The organism is Anaplasma phagocytophilum str. Webster, from assembly GCF_000964685.1.
In the GTDB taxonomy this organism is placed as follows: domain Bacteria; phylum Pseudomonadota; class Alphaproteobacteria; order Rickettsiales; family Anaplasmataceae; genus Anaplasma; species Anaplasma phagocytophilum.
The window spans coordinates 776,133-792,834 of record NZ_LANS01000001.1 but is presented as its reverse complement, the minus strand read 5'-3'; the positions used below and the strand labels follow the sequence as shown (position 1 = coordinate 792,834).

The following is a 16,702-nucleotide window of genomic DNA, read 5'->3' as shown; positions in this document are numbered from 1 at the left end:
TTTCTAAATCCTTCAGAGATCTACTCAACAATGGTGTTGTCAATGCCTTTCAATACAGTCAACACTTGATCTTTAGCATCCACGGGCTTGAACTGGGTGTCTTAACACAAGCTTTTATATTGCAAACTAGCAAGAGTTCATATTTTTCTTTATCGTGGTCCACGTGCTTGAGATGGAGCTTTATTTGTGACCTTTGATCCACTAGTACTAGGTGTACCCCAACGCTCGCACGTTATCATTACTGCACCGTTTTCTCCTACTCCAGGTATCTCTGAAAAGATCGTTTGTCCGTTTTTATCGCTTTGCCAACACCCACCCATACCAGGAATAAATGCGGTGTTCTTATCTCTTTCCTGAGATGTACTTGTACTACGCGTTTCTTTCCACGTACAAAGTCGCTTCGGTAGACTACGCCCTTCCACGTAATGCTTGTTCTCTAGTAGTCCCTTGAGAAACTCATCATCTCTAGTGACGCTTTGTGTAGGCAGATTCATCTCGAATGAGAATTTCGTAAACATAGCGTTATTGTTCGCCAGAAAACTATCGCCACCATTGTCATTAGCCAATACATCTCCTGTGATTGTCCTGTAATAAACAATTAAATCCTTTGCTATCTCATACTGCGGCTCACCAATAACACTGCTGCCTCCCCCAACAACTCTCGCTACCTCATAGCAAGAGTGAGAATTTGAGCCCTGAGAAGAACTTTGCGCAGTTATTGTCTTTTCCACATCTGGCCACGCATCAGTACCAGATTGCCCCGTGCTAGAGCGGCTATTATCCTTACACAGCTTCAGTACAGTGTCACCCCCTTTAGAAACTGCGCTATCATCGCTGGGCTGCCCTCCTTCACCTATTTCCAGGATTAACGAGTGATGCTCTGCCTTGTTTATGGATTCCACTGCAGCACTCCACCATGGTTTGTTGCTTCCCTGGGATTGTGAATTTTCTGTACTCGTTCTAGTTTGAGACTTCAACTTCTCAAAATCCAACACCAGCATTGCATACTGACCTGGACGTCCAGAACGCTTCTTACCTAAGGCAGTCTCAGATGCAGCTTCACCACCTGCCCACATCTCAACTTTATACAAAGTACACTTATTCTCTCGGTTTTTGCCATCATTCACATTGGATTGCATAACCATCGGAACAGGATAACTATATGTTGACCTCACTTGCTCATAAGAGAGCGTCTTATTGGTTACCGTCACATCCCTCGCCTGCCAAATGCAACAATTGCTACTACTTCCGTTTTTCGCTGTCTTTATCTTTTCCTGAATGCTTTTCAACTCAGCCAACACTTTATCTTTTGTCTCCGATAGCTTCAACTCGGGTTGTTCCCCCACTAAAGCTTCAATCTCAATATCCTGTTTTCCAGATGTAACATGCTGCACTACCTTATCAATCAGAGATACATCTACTTTTTCATACGCTTCTACATCAATCTTCATATTATTATACGACGGTCTAAACCAAGTTTTACTGAAGTTGTCAATGCAAAAGCCTTGTTCATACCTACTTAGGGGCACCAACGAGAGACTTTCAACACCCCCTACTCCAGAAAGAAACGGCTTATAGTTGTCCGCTCTCACATACTCGTACTCACAACCCACAATTTTCTTACCTGGGGCATAATATTCTTCAACGTAATTGCCGCATCCCTGATTATCAGCGCCTTCTATAAATCCTCCATATTCATAGTAATACACCACAGCTTCTGCGTTGGTGCAGGGATTTTCACTGTTATCTACAACACTATTCTCTAAGTAATATCGTGGCAGTTTAAACCTATTACCAGAAACCTTAGACTCATTTAAAACCTTTTGCCCTACGCTATGCAGGGAAATAGAGTACTTGTCATCACACCTCACGCGTTTAGTTATGCCACCTACATTAACCTCTGCATAACGCCGTAGCATCTTAGGCTTTTTCTTAACCCTTACACGTGTCGCTTTAGGATGTAGTTTACTCGTAATTTTTGATTCACATTCCTCCTTGCTACAATCTACAACCCGTAAAACTTCATATTCTTTGTCATCATTATGAGCGCCTACAGGGCACAATACCATTCCCTCTCTTATAAAGTCATGCCATGTGGAACTATTCTTATAATATCTCTTGATGCCTTCGGACAGACTATTGGCTGTCAGTGGCTGCTCCACACTCTTTTGAGAAGCATATTCACATTCTATAGAAGGAGTTTTCGAAACATCATCAATTAAATTCCCTGGTTGTCTATGCTGCATAGCAAATCTACACATCCTGCGTGGATGATCGAACCACACACCCTTTTGCACCCAAGTCTTCTGAAATTCAGAAGCGTACTTATATGCCAATATAGAATAGCCATCAAACTCTACTATTCCCTCATCCCCAACACTCTTACTCCCAGCATCTTGATGAGCACTTATCGTGTTTAGGACACAATCACTACTGCCATTTTTAGTATATTCCATATGCGTAGGCATTTTCAGCATTGCAATTGAATCACGGAGACACTCGTGCTTATTATCACTGTTACCATCTCCATAGCCCATCGTGATGCATTGTTTCAGTACTCTGTGATTAGGATCTACCCTCCCCATCTGCGAAAGTTCTATGTCTAAAAGTATGTTTTTTAATTTTTTTATATCACCATTAAGTGCGTACATCCTGGGAGCTTGTAACTCAGGTATAGGAAAACACTGTACTTGTTCTTGTGCTGCAACAGCGGAAGAAGACTTTTCTTCATAATGATGAATACATACTTCATCATTTTTCCTGACGGCGCGGTAAACAAAGCTTTGTAGGCCTTCTTTTATCTTCTCTGGTGATAGGACCATATTCGAAAAGGTATTCTTGATGTTTGGAGCGTATAATAGCCTACAGCGTTTCTTATTGTAATCCCCACTGGTGTTGCATCCGTGAGAGATAAATCCTCGTGTACTGTACTTTTGCACTTGCGGAAACAGATATTTTCGCTCAACTGTATCTCCGCGATGTATATTTGCTACAACACCGGGTGTACCATAGCTCTGATACAAAAATGACATGGGACTAAAAGTCACACTTACGTTTCTACTGGAGCGCCCTACTAGTGCTTGCGGAAGATCCCCTACGGAAGTGCGCAAGGGTTTAGAAAAGCATCCAAGATGCGTAGTACATTTTCTAGCCCATCCCAAAGGATCCCATGGAAGGTGACACGCAAATACTTGGCACGCACATACTCTTTCGGCGTTATTATCGCGCTTTTCAGTATATACCATAACATTTGTAGGGAAGAGATATCGACAATCTCCAGGAGCCATATTAAAGCAATTTTCGCACTGAGGTGAAGCCCCACATACGCGTAGTTTCGGTAGGTCTTCTTCAGGTAACAAGTGCGAATACTCACGCATGGGTTGGTCGCTAATACCCTGATAAACAGCTTTACAGTCACTTGCAGAACTGCTCGCAGTTATCCCGAAATATAACAGGCCCGTAAGCACAGCTGCTGCATTTCGAGATGCAAACCCACGCAACATGATAACCCATACAAATGCACTTTGCACGGTACATCAGCATAATTAAAAATTTGCTAATGGGTAACTATCCACACGAGAGAATACTTATGTTACATCAACAATAAAGTTGTATCATGCGTAACAACTGCTATGGAAGCTACGAGCGGGGAAAATGCTTTTGTATGCTACAATTCGTTATATGAGTGCGATACCCTTCACACTGCAATCTCAGATATAATGTATAATATAGCAAACCACTATCTTCAGCTTTGAGTGAAACACTTCGATTAGGTCATGAGCTTAATTGTCTAAGAGCCCTCGCATCAGAATACCAGCAAAACAGCGATAATAACGTCTCCTTTGCACACGCTTAATACATTAATTATCACCCCCTTCAATAGTTTTAGCTAGTAACCCAGCCACTATGGTTTTTTCTTCGGTGGTTAGCTTTGTTAGGTCTGTCGCTACAGCTTTGGCATTGCTATTAGGAGCACCATCCTTAACACCGCTTTCATAATATCTTCCAGTAGGCCAATTCTTTCCCTCTCGTAGCCCCAGCACCCTAGCAAACTCGCTAAATGGATGATCCTCCTGCTTTGAACTAAAACCACTACACTGCGCTGTATCATTGTTTCCGCTGCTAGGCTCTTCCTTATATGATGCGGGGCTACCACTGCTATCTCTTGCATCTTTTGCATGAGTACCAGTACAAACCTTCCCATCGATGGCAGAGCTAGAAATTTTCACAGCATTGGCAAACTGAACAATATCTTTACCAGAGGTCTTAGCAAGAGCAGCAGCAAGGTTATCAGTCTGCCCAGTAACAACATCATAAGCTAACTCCTTAGCTAGTAGATATACTGTTTCATCCTCTCTAATAATACTCTTCTTCTATCCCTTATACCATTGGTCTTGTTTTTAATGATAAGAGTTACTGTGTATGCTCTTATTACATCTACATAGAGATTCATAGGTAATGGGCATACTTACCAGTGTCTCAGAAACAGAAGGATATCCTTACAATGGAGTATTTAAGTTATGTTCTTGCGGTATAACTTCCCAACACCTCAAAATAACCAGCATACCCAAAGTTCAAACCATCACAGAAATTGATCATAACCGAAGTAGAAGAAACCGCCCTAATCTCAACAACTTCACCCCTTCAATAGTCTTAGCTAATAACGAAGCAGCTACAAACACCTCAAGACAAATAATCACTACATATGCTTCCTTGCATACGCGCAGATATATTTCTCACAGCATTACCACCAACTTACTTAGCAGCATCACATTTATCATGAAAAGCCTCTATCCAATCCTTACCCTTTTCCGCAATAGCCTCATACATCATCCGTATGCTGGTCCTATTTGCTGTTAGAATACGGCTCTCTCGTGTTGGCAACTTCAAAGATAATACCACCGATGCATTCCCTTGCTTTAAAAAGAAATGCCCTTCAGCCTGTGAAATCTGCAACATAACGTCCTGCTCCTCTTGTGTGAGGCCAAACATACGTCCATGCTGTTTGCTACCCATCATGAAGTTTGGCATAAATATCCTTGTATCAGCATGCTTACTGACGTACTTAATAACCCTGCTAGAAGATATCGCTTTAATATTTTCAGAAGCGAAAACTACCACAACATTAAGCTTGCTAAGACCGTTGACCCAATTATCAAACTCACGCTCCGTCTCAAATACAAAGTCAAGAAGCCAAGCCTCATACATCACCAAAATCAGTGGCTTACCGTCGAGATGATTTTCCATACTGCGTACTATATAGTATAGCACCACCGATAGACATTCCGTCTTACTGACAAGCATAGCAGCGTTGATGCCCAAAAACTCCGCATGCCACTGTATGCTCGTAGAATCCGTCAGTAAATGTGCAAATCTTCCACTGCCAAACCAACTGTTTATTCCCCCACCCAAAACTTTAACGCACTCACCAATTTTCTCTTTAGTGCGTTCTTGCATCGGGATCGCAAAGATCGCATCCACTACCCCCAATACTGCCTGCCTTACTGCATCACAAGTATCAGCTGTGGGCCTAGCCATCCTGTACAATACTCCCGCAGCTATATCACGATTTACTGCTGTATCTTCAACATTGAATGGATTAAACGTAGCACTCACATACTCTGGCCTATCATCTATCCGGTGATAGCTACCTCCAATTGCATTTGCGTATATTATCGACTTTCCACTATAGTCAAAAACAACAGACCTGATCTGCAACCGTCTTGCCTCAGAAAGTAAGAAATTAGAGAGCGTGGTCATAGACGAGTCATGCGGCCCTAAACACACCGTATGCCCTTTACCTGTGCACTGAAAATTAAAGAAGTACGGCAACCCACGATTAGAGAAAAAGACAGTAATAGAATCAGGCCACTTAGTACTGCTAGCGGAAAAAGATAGATAACTGTGCAAAACAATAAAAGTACAAGCCTTCTTCATCAACGCAGCTTTCATGTAAATAACATACCGGAAGTTCCCAGGCATCAACGCCCAAAAGCTGTCCTCCATAGCTAAGTCCAACCTCACTGCCAGCGCCCCTATCGTAGAAAACGCCGAAACCATTCCGTTGATTCCACTCCTTAATGACCGCAGACCATCTGCTATTACAACACAATTTACCTGTCTTTCACAGCAGTCTCCATACGCACTGTCTTCAAGCTGCATGATGGTAGGCAAATGCCCTAGCTTTGCCAAATCTTCATCTCCACTAATCTCAAGCAATGCTGCCTGCCTACCATACAGCTTCTTTAGCTCCCTACCCTCTGTAAACTTTATTATTTCAACAATTATGAACTCACATTCCTGCTGCAAACACGCGTCCACGGCATCTAAATTCTCACTAGCATGAACCTTGACCCCTAGTATTGCACCATACCTAACTTTCTCGTTGTCTATCACTTTAAAAGCATTAAAACCCATGTGCAGGTCACAACCCGCGGAAACAGTATGCGCGTTATCGCATGTCTCCAGATAGCACTCCCTGTGTCTGAATGTTACCAGATAGCTAAGAAACTCCAGTAACTCCGACCTCCATCGTCCATCTCCACAATCTATAAGTCCAAGCTTCTTAGTAGAAAAATCCGATAAGTCCCCCATTATTTTATCTGTCACTGTTGTCAGGTATGATGCACGCTTCGCCAAATAACTCTTGTGCTTGCTCATCACTCGGCTAAACAACAATGCATTTACCATACCATCTAGACCTTCTGCTAGATGCTTCACTACCACAGCTACGTATACTTTATTGTCATAAGTCTCATACTTCTCATCAATGTAAGACTTATACACATCGTGCAGAGTATCCGAAAAATCCCCAGTGCTTCTCCATTCTAGATCAAACTTCTTCTTCTCACGTACTGTGTACACCCAAAATGCAACATCAGGATCCTTAACACTGGAAATGCATTTTCTTATTCCATCTCTAAGAGACTGCACACCATCAGCACACGCACTATCCACAACCTCTATGATCTGGACAAGCTCCCCACCCTTATTCAGAAGCGTATTATCATCATAGTGGCAGGCCGGAGTAACATACTCCGCATAAGAGGATTTAGCCCTCTCAGCACCACCACTCTTTTCCGCTTCCACAGAGCAATTATCTCCTCTTTTAGATCTGAATCTCAAGACCAAATTATCCACAAAAGACACTGGCAAAGCCCCTGTAAAAATTCATGCAACTCCGCATCGATAGAAAGTACTAGTACATTCTCACACTTAACATTCTGTGAACTCAGAGTACGGACTCGCGACGCGTATCAGCAAGCAAAACATTATTACCTAAACAAAAAGCCACCTCTAGATATTCTTCCCAGCTAATACACGACAATCAAAGTCTTCTGCACCTAGCTCTGAAATACCCCCGGCAAATTTAGATATCAGCTTGCCAGCACCAAAAAATATAGCAGTAAATACAACTAACATAACTATTGCTGGCCATGCCAATCGACCAAACACCGCCATAATACTGGAGCCTAGTATTACTCCTGTCATTATGGGCAATCCCAACCTTTGCACAAAAACTACAACATTACATATCACCTTAGAAATCACTTCTCCATCCCCCGCAGCATGCGCGACAGGCGCAGCACTTACGGAAACAGCTGGTAATATTAAAAATATAAAAAAAATAATACTTATTACACAGCTACGTAATATATTCGTAAACATTTCAGAGACCTTTCTTAAAAATTTATTTACATATCTTTATATAATAATCTACTTCGCTCATCTAATAAATTATGTTTCTTATATTTTTAACTATAAGGTCCCTGTACCGCACAGAATGCGTGCAAGTTTGTCCGAAAATATGGAAAAAATTAGGTTATTACCTATGTCTGGGTTTATAATTAACTGAGATACAAACATAAATGAAAAAATTTTCATTCTGTTTTTGCAATTGCGTCTCTATGAAAAATGCATTGTAGTAATCCTACCGCAGATATGATGGAGTACTTATATCTGCGGAGTGTTTTAGTGTTTCTATGAATGATGCTGAAATAAGTCTAATTACCCGGCTTTTATGTCCTTGCAATCGAATTTCTCTGCCTCCCATTCTCCAACTCCTTGAGCAAACTTACCTATGATCTTGCTAGACCCAAAGAATATCGCCGTGAACACTATCAACATAGCTATAGCAGGCCATGCAAGACGTCCAAAGATTGCCATTACACTGGAGCCTAAAATAACACCAGTCATTATCGGTAGACCCAATTTCTGCACAAACAACACTACATTACAGATTACCTTGGCTGTTACTCCGTTATGATCTGTACCTGCTGCTGCAGCACTAGCAATACCGTGACTGCATAATAGTAGTAATAAAAACATGCCCACTGTGCTTGTAAAAAATCTTACAACTTTTGCCATAGTTAACCTCTATTTATGATTAAACAGAGCTTGATTCTTCAGCCTGCACTTTGCTACAATCGAAGTTGTCTGCGTCCAATTCCCCAATTCCTTTAGCAAACTTACCTATGATCTTACTGGACCCAAAGAATATCGCCGTGAATACTATCAACATAGCTATAGCAGGCCATGCAAGACGTCCGAAGATTGCCATTACACTGGATCCTAAAATTACTCCCGTCATTATCGGTAGACCCAATTTCTGCACAAACAACACTACATTACAGATTACCTTGGCTGTTACTCCGTTATGATCTGTACCTGCTGCTGCAGCACTAGCAATACCGTGACTGCATAATAGTAGTAATAAAAACATGCCCACTGTGCTCGTAAAAAATCTTACAATTTTTGCCATAGTTAACCTCTACTGGAGAACAGCTACTGCACTGAGTCCTACACAGCAGAACATCCCTTAGACCCTAGTAACCGTGGTTTTCTTCTACTACTTATACACCATGACTACCATGCTGTGTACTCAATGAGCAACCTACATGTTATGCATATTATTCGATAATTAGTTAATTTATGATAAATCAGTGTTATCCTATGTAAATATCGTAATATTGATTGTATTTTAGCTGTATACCCATAATATGCGGATATTCCAATCCTTTTACGGAATGATTATCTTTAGTATATCGGGTAAAATACTGAAAAATGTCTAATATCACTACGTACATTAGTAACATCTTTTCAGTGCGGAAGTTAAACCCACCGTTGTTTATACTCTCCTCGAAATTGTACTTGTGATCCTTGAGGTATGTGTCTATGTCCTTGCAACTTATATACGCAACGAATTTATACATGACTCTCTCTATACTAAGAGTAGTAGCATATTCGTATACCTAACCATAAACATCATTTTCTTTGGCAGAAATAACCCTAATCTCAACAACTTCCACCATCTTTTATGCTGAAGTTGGTCTCTGGTCTTAGCCAGGGTCTCTTATAATATGTATTTCTTGAATGAACGTAAGTTCCTAGTTTGAACATTTTTGTACATGCTTCTGAAAGAACCCAAAGCACTTTAATGCGCATAATTACTATGCAGAGTGTTTTCAACTGTTGTAATTCATATTAGTACCTTAAATATGTACATCTGTAATAAGATGTCACCCTTGCTTCTTCTGCAATTTATTTTTACACGCCGTGAGTAGCAATTTTTAATCTTGCAACTTGCGGCGTGTTTTGCGTTCGTGAATAATACTGACGAGTAAATTATTACTTCGTAACCTCCTTACAATCAAATTCTGTCGCTTTTAGGTCCCCGACACCATTGGCAAACTTACCTATGATCTTACTGGACCCAAAGAATATCGCCGTGAACACTATCAACATAGCTATAGCAGGCCATGCAAGACGTCCAAAGATTGCCATTACACTGGAGCCTAAAATAACACCCGTCATTATCGGTAGACCCAGTTTCTGTGCAAACAACACTACATTACAGATTACCTTGGATGTCTCTTCTTTTTTATGTTCTTCATTTGTTGCTGTATCCGCAGCAACACCTTGACTACATAACAGTAGTAATAGAAACATACCTGCTGTGCTCGTAAAAAATCTTACAATTTTTGCCATAGTTAACCTCTACTGGAGAACAGCTACTGCACTGAGTCCTACACAGCAGAACATCCCTTAGACCCTAGTAACCGTGGTTTTCTTCTACTACTTATACACCATGACTACCATGCTGTGTACTCAATGAGCAACCTACATGTTATGCATATTATTCGATAATTAGTTAATTTATGATAAATCAGTGTTATCCTATGTAAATATCGTAATATTGATTGTATTTTAGCTGTATACCCATAATATGCGGATATTCCAATCCTTTTACGGAATGATTATCTTTAGTATATCGGGTAAAATACTGAAAAATGTCTAATATCACTACGTACATTAGTAACATCTTTTCAGTGCGGAAGTTAAACCCACCGTTGTTTATACTCTCCTCGAAATTGTCCTGTGATCCTTGAGGTATGTATCTATGTCCTTGCAACTTATATACGCAACGAATTTATACACAACTCTCTGCATACTAGGAGTAGTAGTATATTCACGTATACCTAAACATAAACATCATTTTCTTTGGCAGAACTAGAAGTAACAACCCGAATCTCAACAACTTCCACCATCTTTTATGCTGAAGTTGGTCTCTGGTCTTAGCCAGGGTCTCTTATAATATGTATTTCTTGAATGAACGTAAGTTCCTAGTTTGAACATTTTTGTACATGCTTCTGAAAGAACCCAAAGCACTTTAATGCGCATAATTACTATGCAGAGTGTTTTCAACTGTTGTAATTCATATTAGTACCTTAAATATGTACATCTGTAATAAGATGTCACCCTTGCTTCTTCTGCAATTTATTTTTACACGCCGTGAGTAGCAACTTTTCGTCTGCTACTCGCGGCGTGATGCTTAGGAATAATACTGCAACTTAGCTTACTACTAGCCAGTTACTGTTTTGCAATCGAAGTCATTAGCGTTTAACTCCCCAACTCCTTTAGCAAACTTACCTATGATCTTACTAGATCCAAAGAATATCGCCGTGAACACTATCAACATAGCTATAGCAGGCCATGCAAGACGTCCAAAGATTGCCATTACACTGGAGCCTAAAATAACACCAGTCATTATCGGTAGACCCAGTTTCTGTGCAAACAACACTACATTACAGATTACCTTGGATGTCTCTTCTTTTTTATGTTCGTCATTTGCTGATGCACCTGCAGCAACACCTTGACTACATAACAGTAGTAATAGAAACATACCTGCTGTGCTCGTAAAAAATCTTACAATTTTTGCCATAGTTAACCTCTACTGGAGAATAGCCACTGCACTGAATCTTACGCAGCAGAACATCCCTTAGACCCTAGTAACCGTGGTTTTCTTCTACTACTTATACACCATGACTACCATGCTGTGTACTCAATGAGCAACCTACATGTTATGCATATTATTCGATAATTAGTTAATTTATGATAAATCAGTGTTGTTCCTATGTAAATATCGTAATATTGATTGTATTTTAGATATATATCCAGAATACATGCATATTCCTATCCTTTTACAGGATTATTATCTTTAGTATATCGGGTAAAATACTGAAAAATGTCTAATATCACTACGTATATTAGTAACATCTTTTCAGTGTGGAAGTTAAAACCACCGTTGTTGATACTCTCCTCAAAATTGTACTTGTGATCCTTGGGGGATGTATCTAGGGCATTACAATTTAGATACGCAACGAATTTATACACAACTCTCTGCATACTAGGAGTAGTAGCATATTCCCGTACACCTAAACATAAACATCATTTTCTCTGGCAGAACTAGAAGTAACAACCCGAATCTCAACAACTCCACCATCTTCTATACTTAAGTTGCCCTCTAGTCTGTGCTAGGGACCCTGACAGTGTGTCTTTTTTTAATGTAAGTTCTTCATTCTTGTACATGCATCTGAAAGTACTCTACGCACTTTCATAAATGCACTAATTACTATGCCTCAATTATTGTAATTCACAGTAGTACCTTGAGTATGCTCAATCACCTTCTACTTATCTGAAGGTTATTTTTGCTTGCACTATTAACACGCCGCGAGTAGTAAGACTAAAAGTTGCTACTTGCGGCGTGTTTTGTGTTAGTTAATAATAATGTAAAGTCGCTTGTTACTTCTCAGCAACCTCCTTGCAATCGAAGTCATTAGCTTTTATCTCCCCAACACCATTAGCAAACTTACTTATTATCTTACTGGACCCAAAGAATATCGCCGTGAATACTATCAACATAGCTATAGCAGGCCATGCAAGACGTCCAAAGATTGCCATTACACTGGAGCCTAAAATAACACCCGTCATTATCGGTAGACCCAGTTTCTGTGCAAACAACACTACATTACAGATTACCTTGGATGTCTCTTCTTTTTTATGTTCGTCATTTGCTGATGCACCTGCAGCAACACCTTGACTACATAACAGTAGTAATAGAAACATACCTGCTGTGCTCGTAAAAAATCTTACAATTTTTGCCATAGTTAACCTCTACTGGAGAACAGCTACTGCACTGAGTCCTACACAGCAGAACATCCCTTAGACCCTAGTAACCGTGGTTTTCTTCTATTACTTATACACCATGACTACCATGCTGTGTGCTCAATGAGCAACCTATTTGCTATGCATATTATTCGATAATGAGTTAATTTATGATAAATCAGTGTTATTCTATGTAAATATCGTAATATTGATTGTATTTTAGCTGTATACCCATAATATGCGGATATTCTAATCCTTTTACAGAATGATTATCTTTAGTATATCGGGTAAAATACTGAAAAATGTCTAATATCACTACGTACATTAGTAACATCTTTTCAGTGCGGAAGTTAAACCCACCGTTGTTTATACTCTCCTCGAAATTGTCCTGTGATCCTTGAGGTATGTATCTATGTCCTTGCAACTTATATACGCAACGAATTTATACACAACTCTCTGCATACTAGGAGTAGTAGTATATTCACGTATACCTAAACATAAACATCATTTTCTTTGGCAGAACTAGAAGTAACAACCCGAATCTCAACAACTTCCACCATCTTTTATGCTGAAGTTGGTCTCTGGTCTTAGCCAGGGTCTCTTATAATATGTATTTCTTGAATGAACGTAAGTTCCTAGTTTGAACATTTTTGTACATGCATCTAAAGCAACGCCTAGCACTTTCTATAAATGCGCGTAATTACGGTACAGAGCTTTTGAGTATTGCAATTCGTGATGCTACATTTAGGCTATTGTAATATCAGCCTGTTGTTCGTTATCTGTTTGCTATCTCTGGAAGCTCTCGGTATTCCCACGTGGCATATTTGAATATGATCGATGAAAAGAAAATTCGGATTGATTTATGCACCTGTATTTTAGCAAAGTTACATAAATAATATAGACCTCCATGGCACACATATTTTCGTATGACTCTTTATACACATGATGAAAATAAAATCTATGAAAGTGCAGCTATGGTATCTAGGTAATCCAGTTAATGCCGTCTGAACACCTAAGAGCTGTGTTCTAATGCATGCCTTTTCGCGTAAGCCTCCAAGCATAATCCAGAATTCCTATAGACAGTCTACAAAGCATGCACTAGTTGTTGTTAACTCAATAACTAGTGCACAAAGCCTCGCGTCCTCTAAAAGACATCCTATCCTATATAGTGTCACAGTTTCCGGTTTGCATCACGGAAATGCCATCAGTAAACTTACTAATTACCTTTTCAGCTCCAAAAAACACTGCAGTAAATATTACTAATGCTGCGATCGCAGGCCACGCTAACCTGCCAAAAATTGCCATTACACTAGATCCTAAAATTACTCCCGTCATTATAGGCAATCCTATACCTCTCACAAACTTCACAACATTGCATATTACCTTACTAGTAACATCCTCATTGGTAGCACTTCCATGTTGAGCAACTGCTGGAAATAAGTTACTTTCAGCGACCCCAGCATATGCTTCGTCTAATATCAGCAGTAAGACAAAAAATAGCGAGCCTTGTATTATCAAAAAAAATACTTTCTTATTAAAAAAGGTTCGCGCAAAACTTCTTCTATCTTCGGCAATTGCTCTTCCTTGCGTATCCATAAAATCTCCTCTCATAGCAGCATAACTGCTGACATGCCGGATACACGCAATAGACGAAGACGTATGCCTACTCCATCCACTCTAGTAATGTGTACCCCGTACAACCTTCTGTACCAAAGAAGAGAAAAGGCCTACCGACAAATTTTACGGAAATTTGTTCGTGAAAATTCTTCTACCTTGGATAAGAGCGTAATAGATTCTGCATGCAATGCACAAATATTGCAGTTAGCACCTACGACATCAACATTTGGCAACTTAACAACCAACACCAGTTGAAGATACAAAATGTCGCCGTGCATACAACAACACAACCTGCACCTCTCCCTATAACCATCAAATGCTATAACCACTCTTGAATGCTGCATTACGCGATGAAAACAGAACTCAAGAAACACCTGAGCTATCCTGCTTGTTATGATGGTAGCGTAAATATTAAATGTCACTGAGAAAATCTCCTTTTAGAAAGTGGCACAATGTCAGAGAACCTTGACGTAGTAGAAAGTACTAAAAATGTAATTACCTGATCATGTACACCTAGCAGATATGCCCCTATGAGTAGGCTTTTGAAAAACAAAGAATTTTCAGTAATTCAGCAGAGTGTAAGCCATAAAACCACTCATATACCCAAATCTCTATCTATATGTTACCGCACAAAATATCATGATATTACTGCATATATTACATGTACGTGTTGCCTATCATTCATAGAAACCAGTAGTGGAAAATACCAAAACTCTCTTTTTAAGCTGATAAACTAGGCAAAAACCAGTGTTTAATAAAACCAATCTCCATAATTCAATTACGTGCTGACTGCTGAACCCAGAAAGTAACCAATGATAGTAAAAAGCTTGTCGCATCACATACGCGTTCTCAAACTAACCTAATGTGTTTTCCGGCATGCACAGTGCGCAAAACTACATACTGCAATAGCTTTATATTCATCTATGTCAGAACAACACATTGATTGCGTAGTATATGCGCTGGAGGAAAAAGTGCATTTTTACACATCCACTGCTTACCCCACCAGTGCTTATTTTATGGCTGAAAAACTTTCCAAAAATGCCTTAGGAGACTACTACACAACATCAACAAACCACCCTAACATAGCAGATATTGCTGTAATTATAGCCCCATAGCTACTCATGATATAATGAAGCATGCGCCAGTAAAAACACGTTATTAATGCTTCTAATCTTCAAAGTCAGCTAATGCTGCACCTCTTCTTATCGCCCCATACACACAGAGTCACCTGTACATTTTTAACATCCTTAGGAAAATTCATGATGCTATGCGGTGCGTGCAAAACTAGACTCTGGTAAATGACATAACACAAACACATGACAAAGTTGTGTTATATCTTAGACTAGACAAATTTCCATAGCGGGAGACAGTACCAACTCTCCGCACTACTTAAACTTCAAAAGATTTACTTAAAAACACCCCACTCAACTTTTCTTAACACGACTACAATGCAATACCACACCAGAAAAATGACAGAAAGAACTTCTCAAAGAAGATACTACTACAGTGTCGGAAGCCCTAAGGATCATGCTATTCCTAGAAACAATCTAAATGTTTATCAGAGTGCCCCATAGCCGAGGCATTATTTATGATCATAGAATTGCGGAGAAGAGTCAGACAACATCATACTCTAGATGACACATCTCAAACGGCAGCTCCAACATTGCCACTCCCCTGAACAATAAGTAATACTTGGAGTGATGCAACATCTCCGCAAAATACATGTACTAATATCTTGTAATCCAATAGGAGTCTACTATGCAATAGCGTATGCAGCGCTACTGTCTACCTTTTGCACGGATTCTGGAGCACTTAAGGATACGTTTGGTACAATATTTCGTGTTTGGCTGGGCGCTAATGGCAACAGTAAGTACTATGTGTGCTGTGTGAATAGTTTTATGCAAGCATGAATGCAGAGCGCTTGTTACGTGTAATAGCACTACGGAAAGTATATAGATTGTGGTCTTCAAGATCTATAGCAGCACTTGCTGTGATCGCCCCACTGATAGGAGTTAGTGCAGTCAGCCAGTAGTTACCTGAAGTCACTCTAGCTTCTGATGACAGTGCTGGGCAATCCATGAGGTAACGCCGCTGCCTTCTTTGAAAGAGCAACAATAGCCATCTGCATCAGTGCACCATACGACAATATTGCATGACCGCTCTATTATCATTAACCACGTACCAAGAGGAGTTATGTCACAAATCCAAAATGCCGTTACACGCTCTTAAACGCGATACAAAATGCTATTAGCAGACGCTCGTATCACAAGACGCTGAAGCGCTCAACTTTGTATTGCCATAACCCTCACAACACAGCAGCACATACCTGCAGCAATACTGCAAAACCGCTCTGAAGAACAGCCTGAACGCATGAACCACGTGGCGCATCATACAAGAACATGGAAGTCAGCAGCACACGGCACAAAGCACCTGCTAGCTATGGCAATTGACCCAGCATCCGTACGCACACTCAACGCTTCACCGAAGCCAAGCCTTAAAATACCCCAGATCTGTACTTCACAGGATCAGGGGTTATAAACAACAGCTACCTACATAACCCACGCGGCCCACGCAAAGCTGCTCATATACTGCATGCCAGAAACCTCACTATCCAGCATCAATATAACCTGGACCAATTCTG

11 protein-coding genes and 1 pseudogene are annotated in these 16,702 nt (G+C 40.2%); all 12 read right to left on the bottom strand.

Annotated features, from left to right (window positions below):
• Positions 1 to 149: 149 nt before the first annotated feature.
• Entirely contained in the window at positions 150 to 3,503 is a 3,354-nt protein-coding gene (locus tag APHWEB_RS03340) for a hypothetical protein (protein WP_133121372.1), read from the bottom strand.
• Between the two features lie 363 nt (positions 3,504 to 3,866).
• Positions 3,867 to 4,396: pseudogene (locus APHWEB_RS06745) on the bottom strand (P44/Msp2 family outer membrane protein); the annotation flags it as partial.
• Positions 4,397 to 4,755: 359 nt separating this feature from the next.
• Positions 4,756 to 7,149, bottom strand: coding sequence for a VirB4 family type IV secretion system protein (locus APHWEB_RS03330; protein WP_020849092.1), 2,394 nt, complete (start codon positions 7,147 to 7,149; stop codon positions 4,756 to 4,758).
• Positions 7,150 to 7,296: 147 nt separating this feature from the next.
• Positions 7,297 to 7,668: a type IV secretion system protein VirB2-8 gene (virB2-8, locus tag APHWEB_RS03325; RefSeq protein WP_020849436.1), complete on the bottom strand. Its 372-nt coding sequence runs from the start codon at positions 7,666 to 7,668 to the stop codon at positions 7,297 to 7,299.
• Positions 7,669 to 8,007: 339 nt separating this feature from the next.
• The gene (gene virB2-7 / locus APHWEB_RS03320) at positions 8,008 to 8,367 is read right to left on the bottom strand and encodes a type IV secretion system protein VirB2-7 (RefSeq protein ID WP_020849437.1); all 360 of its coding nucleotides are present in this window, start codon (positions 8,365 to 8,367) and stop codon (positions 8,008 to 8,010) included.
• 19 nt (positions 8,368 to 8,386) lie between these two features.
• Positions 8,387 to 8,761, bottom strand: coding sequence for a type IV secretion system protein VirB2-6 (gene virB2-6 / locus APHWEB_RS03315; protein ID WP_011451181.1), 375 nt, complete (start codon positions 8,759 to 8,761; stop codon positions 8,387 to 8,389).
• 866 nt (positions 8,762 to 9,627) lie between these two features.
• Positions 9,628 to 9,987, bottom strand: coding sequence for a type IV secretion system protein VirB2-5 (gene virB2-5 / locus APHWEB_RS03305; RefSeq protein WP_020849439.1), 360 nt, complete (start codon positions 9,985 to 9,987; stop codon positions 9,628 to 9,630).
• Between the two features lie 874 nt (positions 9,988 to 10,861).
• Positions 10,862 to 11,221, bottom strand: a complete 360-nt coding sequence (gene virB2-4, locus APHWEB_RS03295) for a type IV secretion system protein VirB2-4 (protein ID WP_020849440.1) — start codon at positions 11,219 to 11,221, stop codon at positions 10,862 to 10,864.
• A 251-nt stretch (positions 11,222 to 11,472) separates the two neighbouring features.
• The gene (locus APHWEB_RS03290; RefSeq protein ID WP_020849441.1) at positions 11,473 to 11,685 is read right to left on the bottom strand and encodes a hypothetical protein; all 213 of its coding nucleotides are present in this window, start codon (positions 11,683 to 11,685) and stop codon (positions 11,473 to 11,475) included.
• 396 nt (positions 11,686 to 12,081) lie between these two features.
• On the bottom strand, positions 12,082 to 12,444 hold the full coding sequence (gene virB2-4 / locus APHWEB_RS03285) for a type IV secretion system protein VirB2-4 (protein ID WP_011451183.1): 363 nt from the start codon (positions 12,442 to 12,444) through the stop codon (positions 12,082 to 12,084).
• 1,161 nt (positions 12,445 to 13,605) lie between these two features.
• Complete coding sequence (gene virB2-3, locus APHWEB_RS03275) at positions 13,606 to 14,040, bottom strand: type IV secretion system protein VirB2-3 (protein WP_011451185.1); 435 nt, start codon at positions 14,038 to 14,040, stop codon at positions 13,606 to 13,608.
• A gap of 131 nt (positions 14,041 to 14,171) precedes the next feature.
• On the bottom strand, positions 14,172 to 14,339 hold the full coding sequence (locus tag APHWEB_RS06690; protein WP_157857209.1) for a hypothetical protein: 168 nt from the start codon (positions 14,337 to 14,339) through the stop codon (positions 14,172 to 14,174).
• Between the last annotated feature and the right edge of the window lie 2,363 nt (positions 14,340 to 16,702).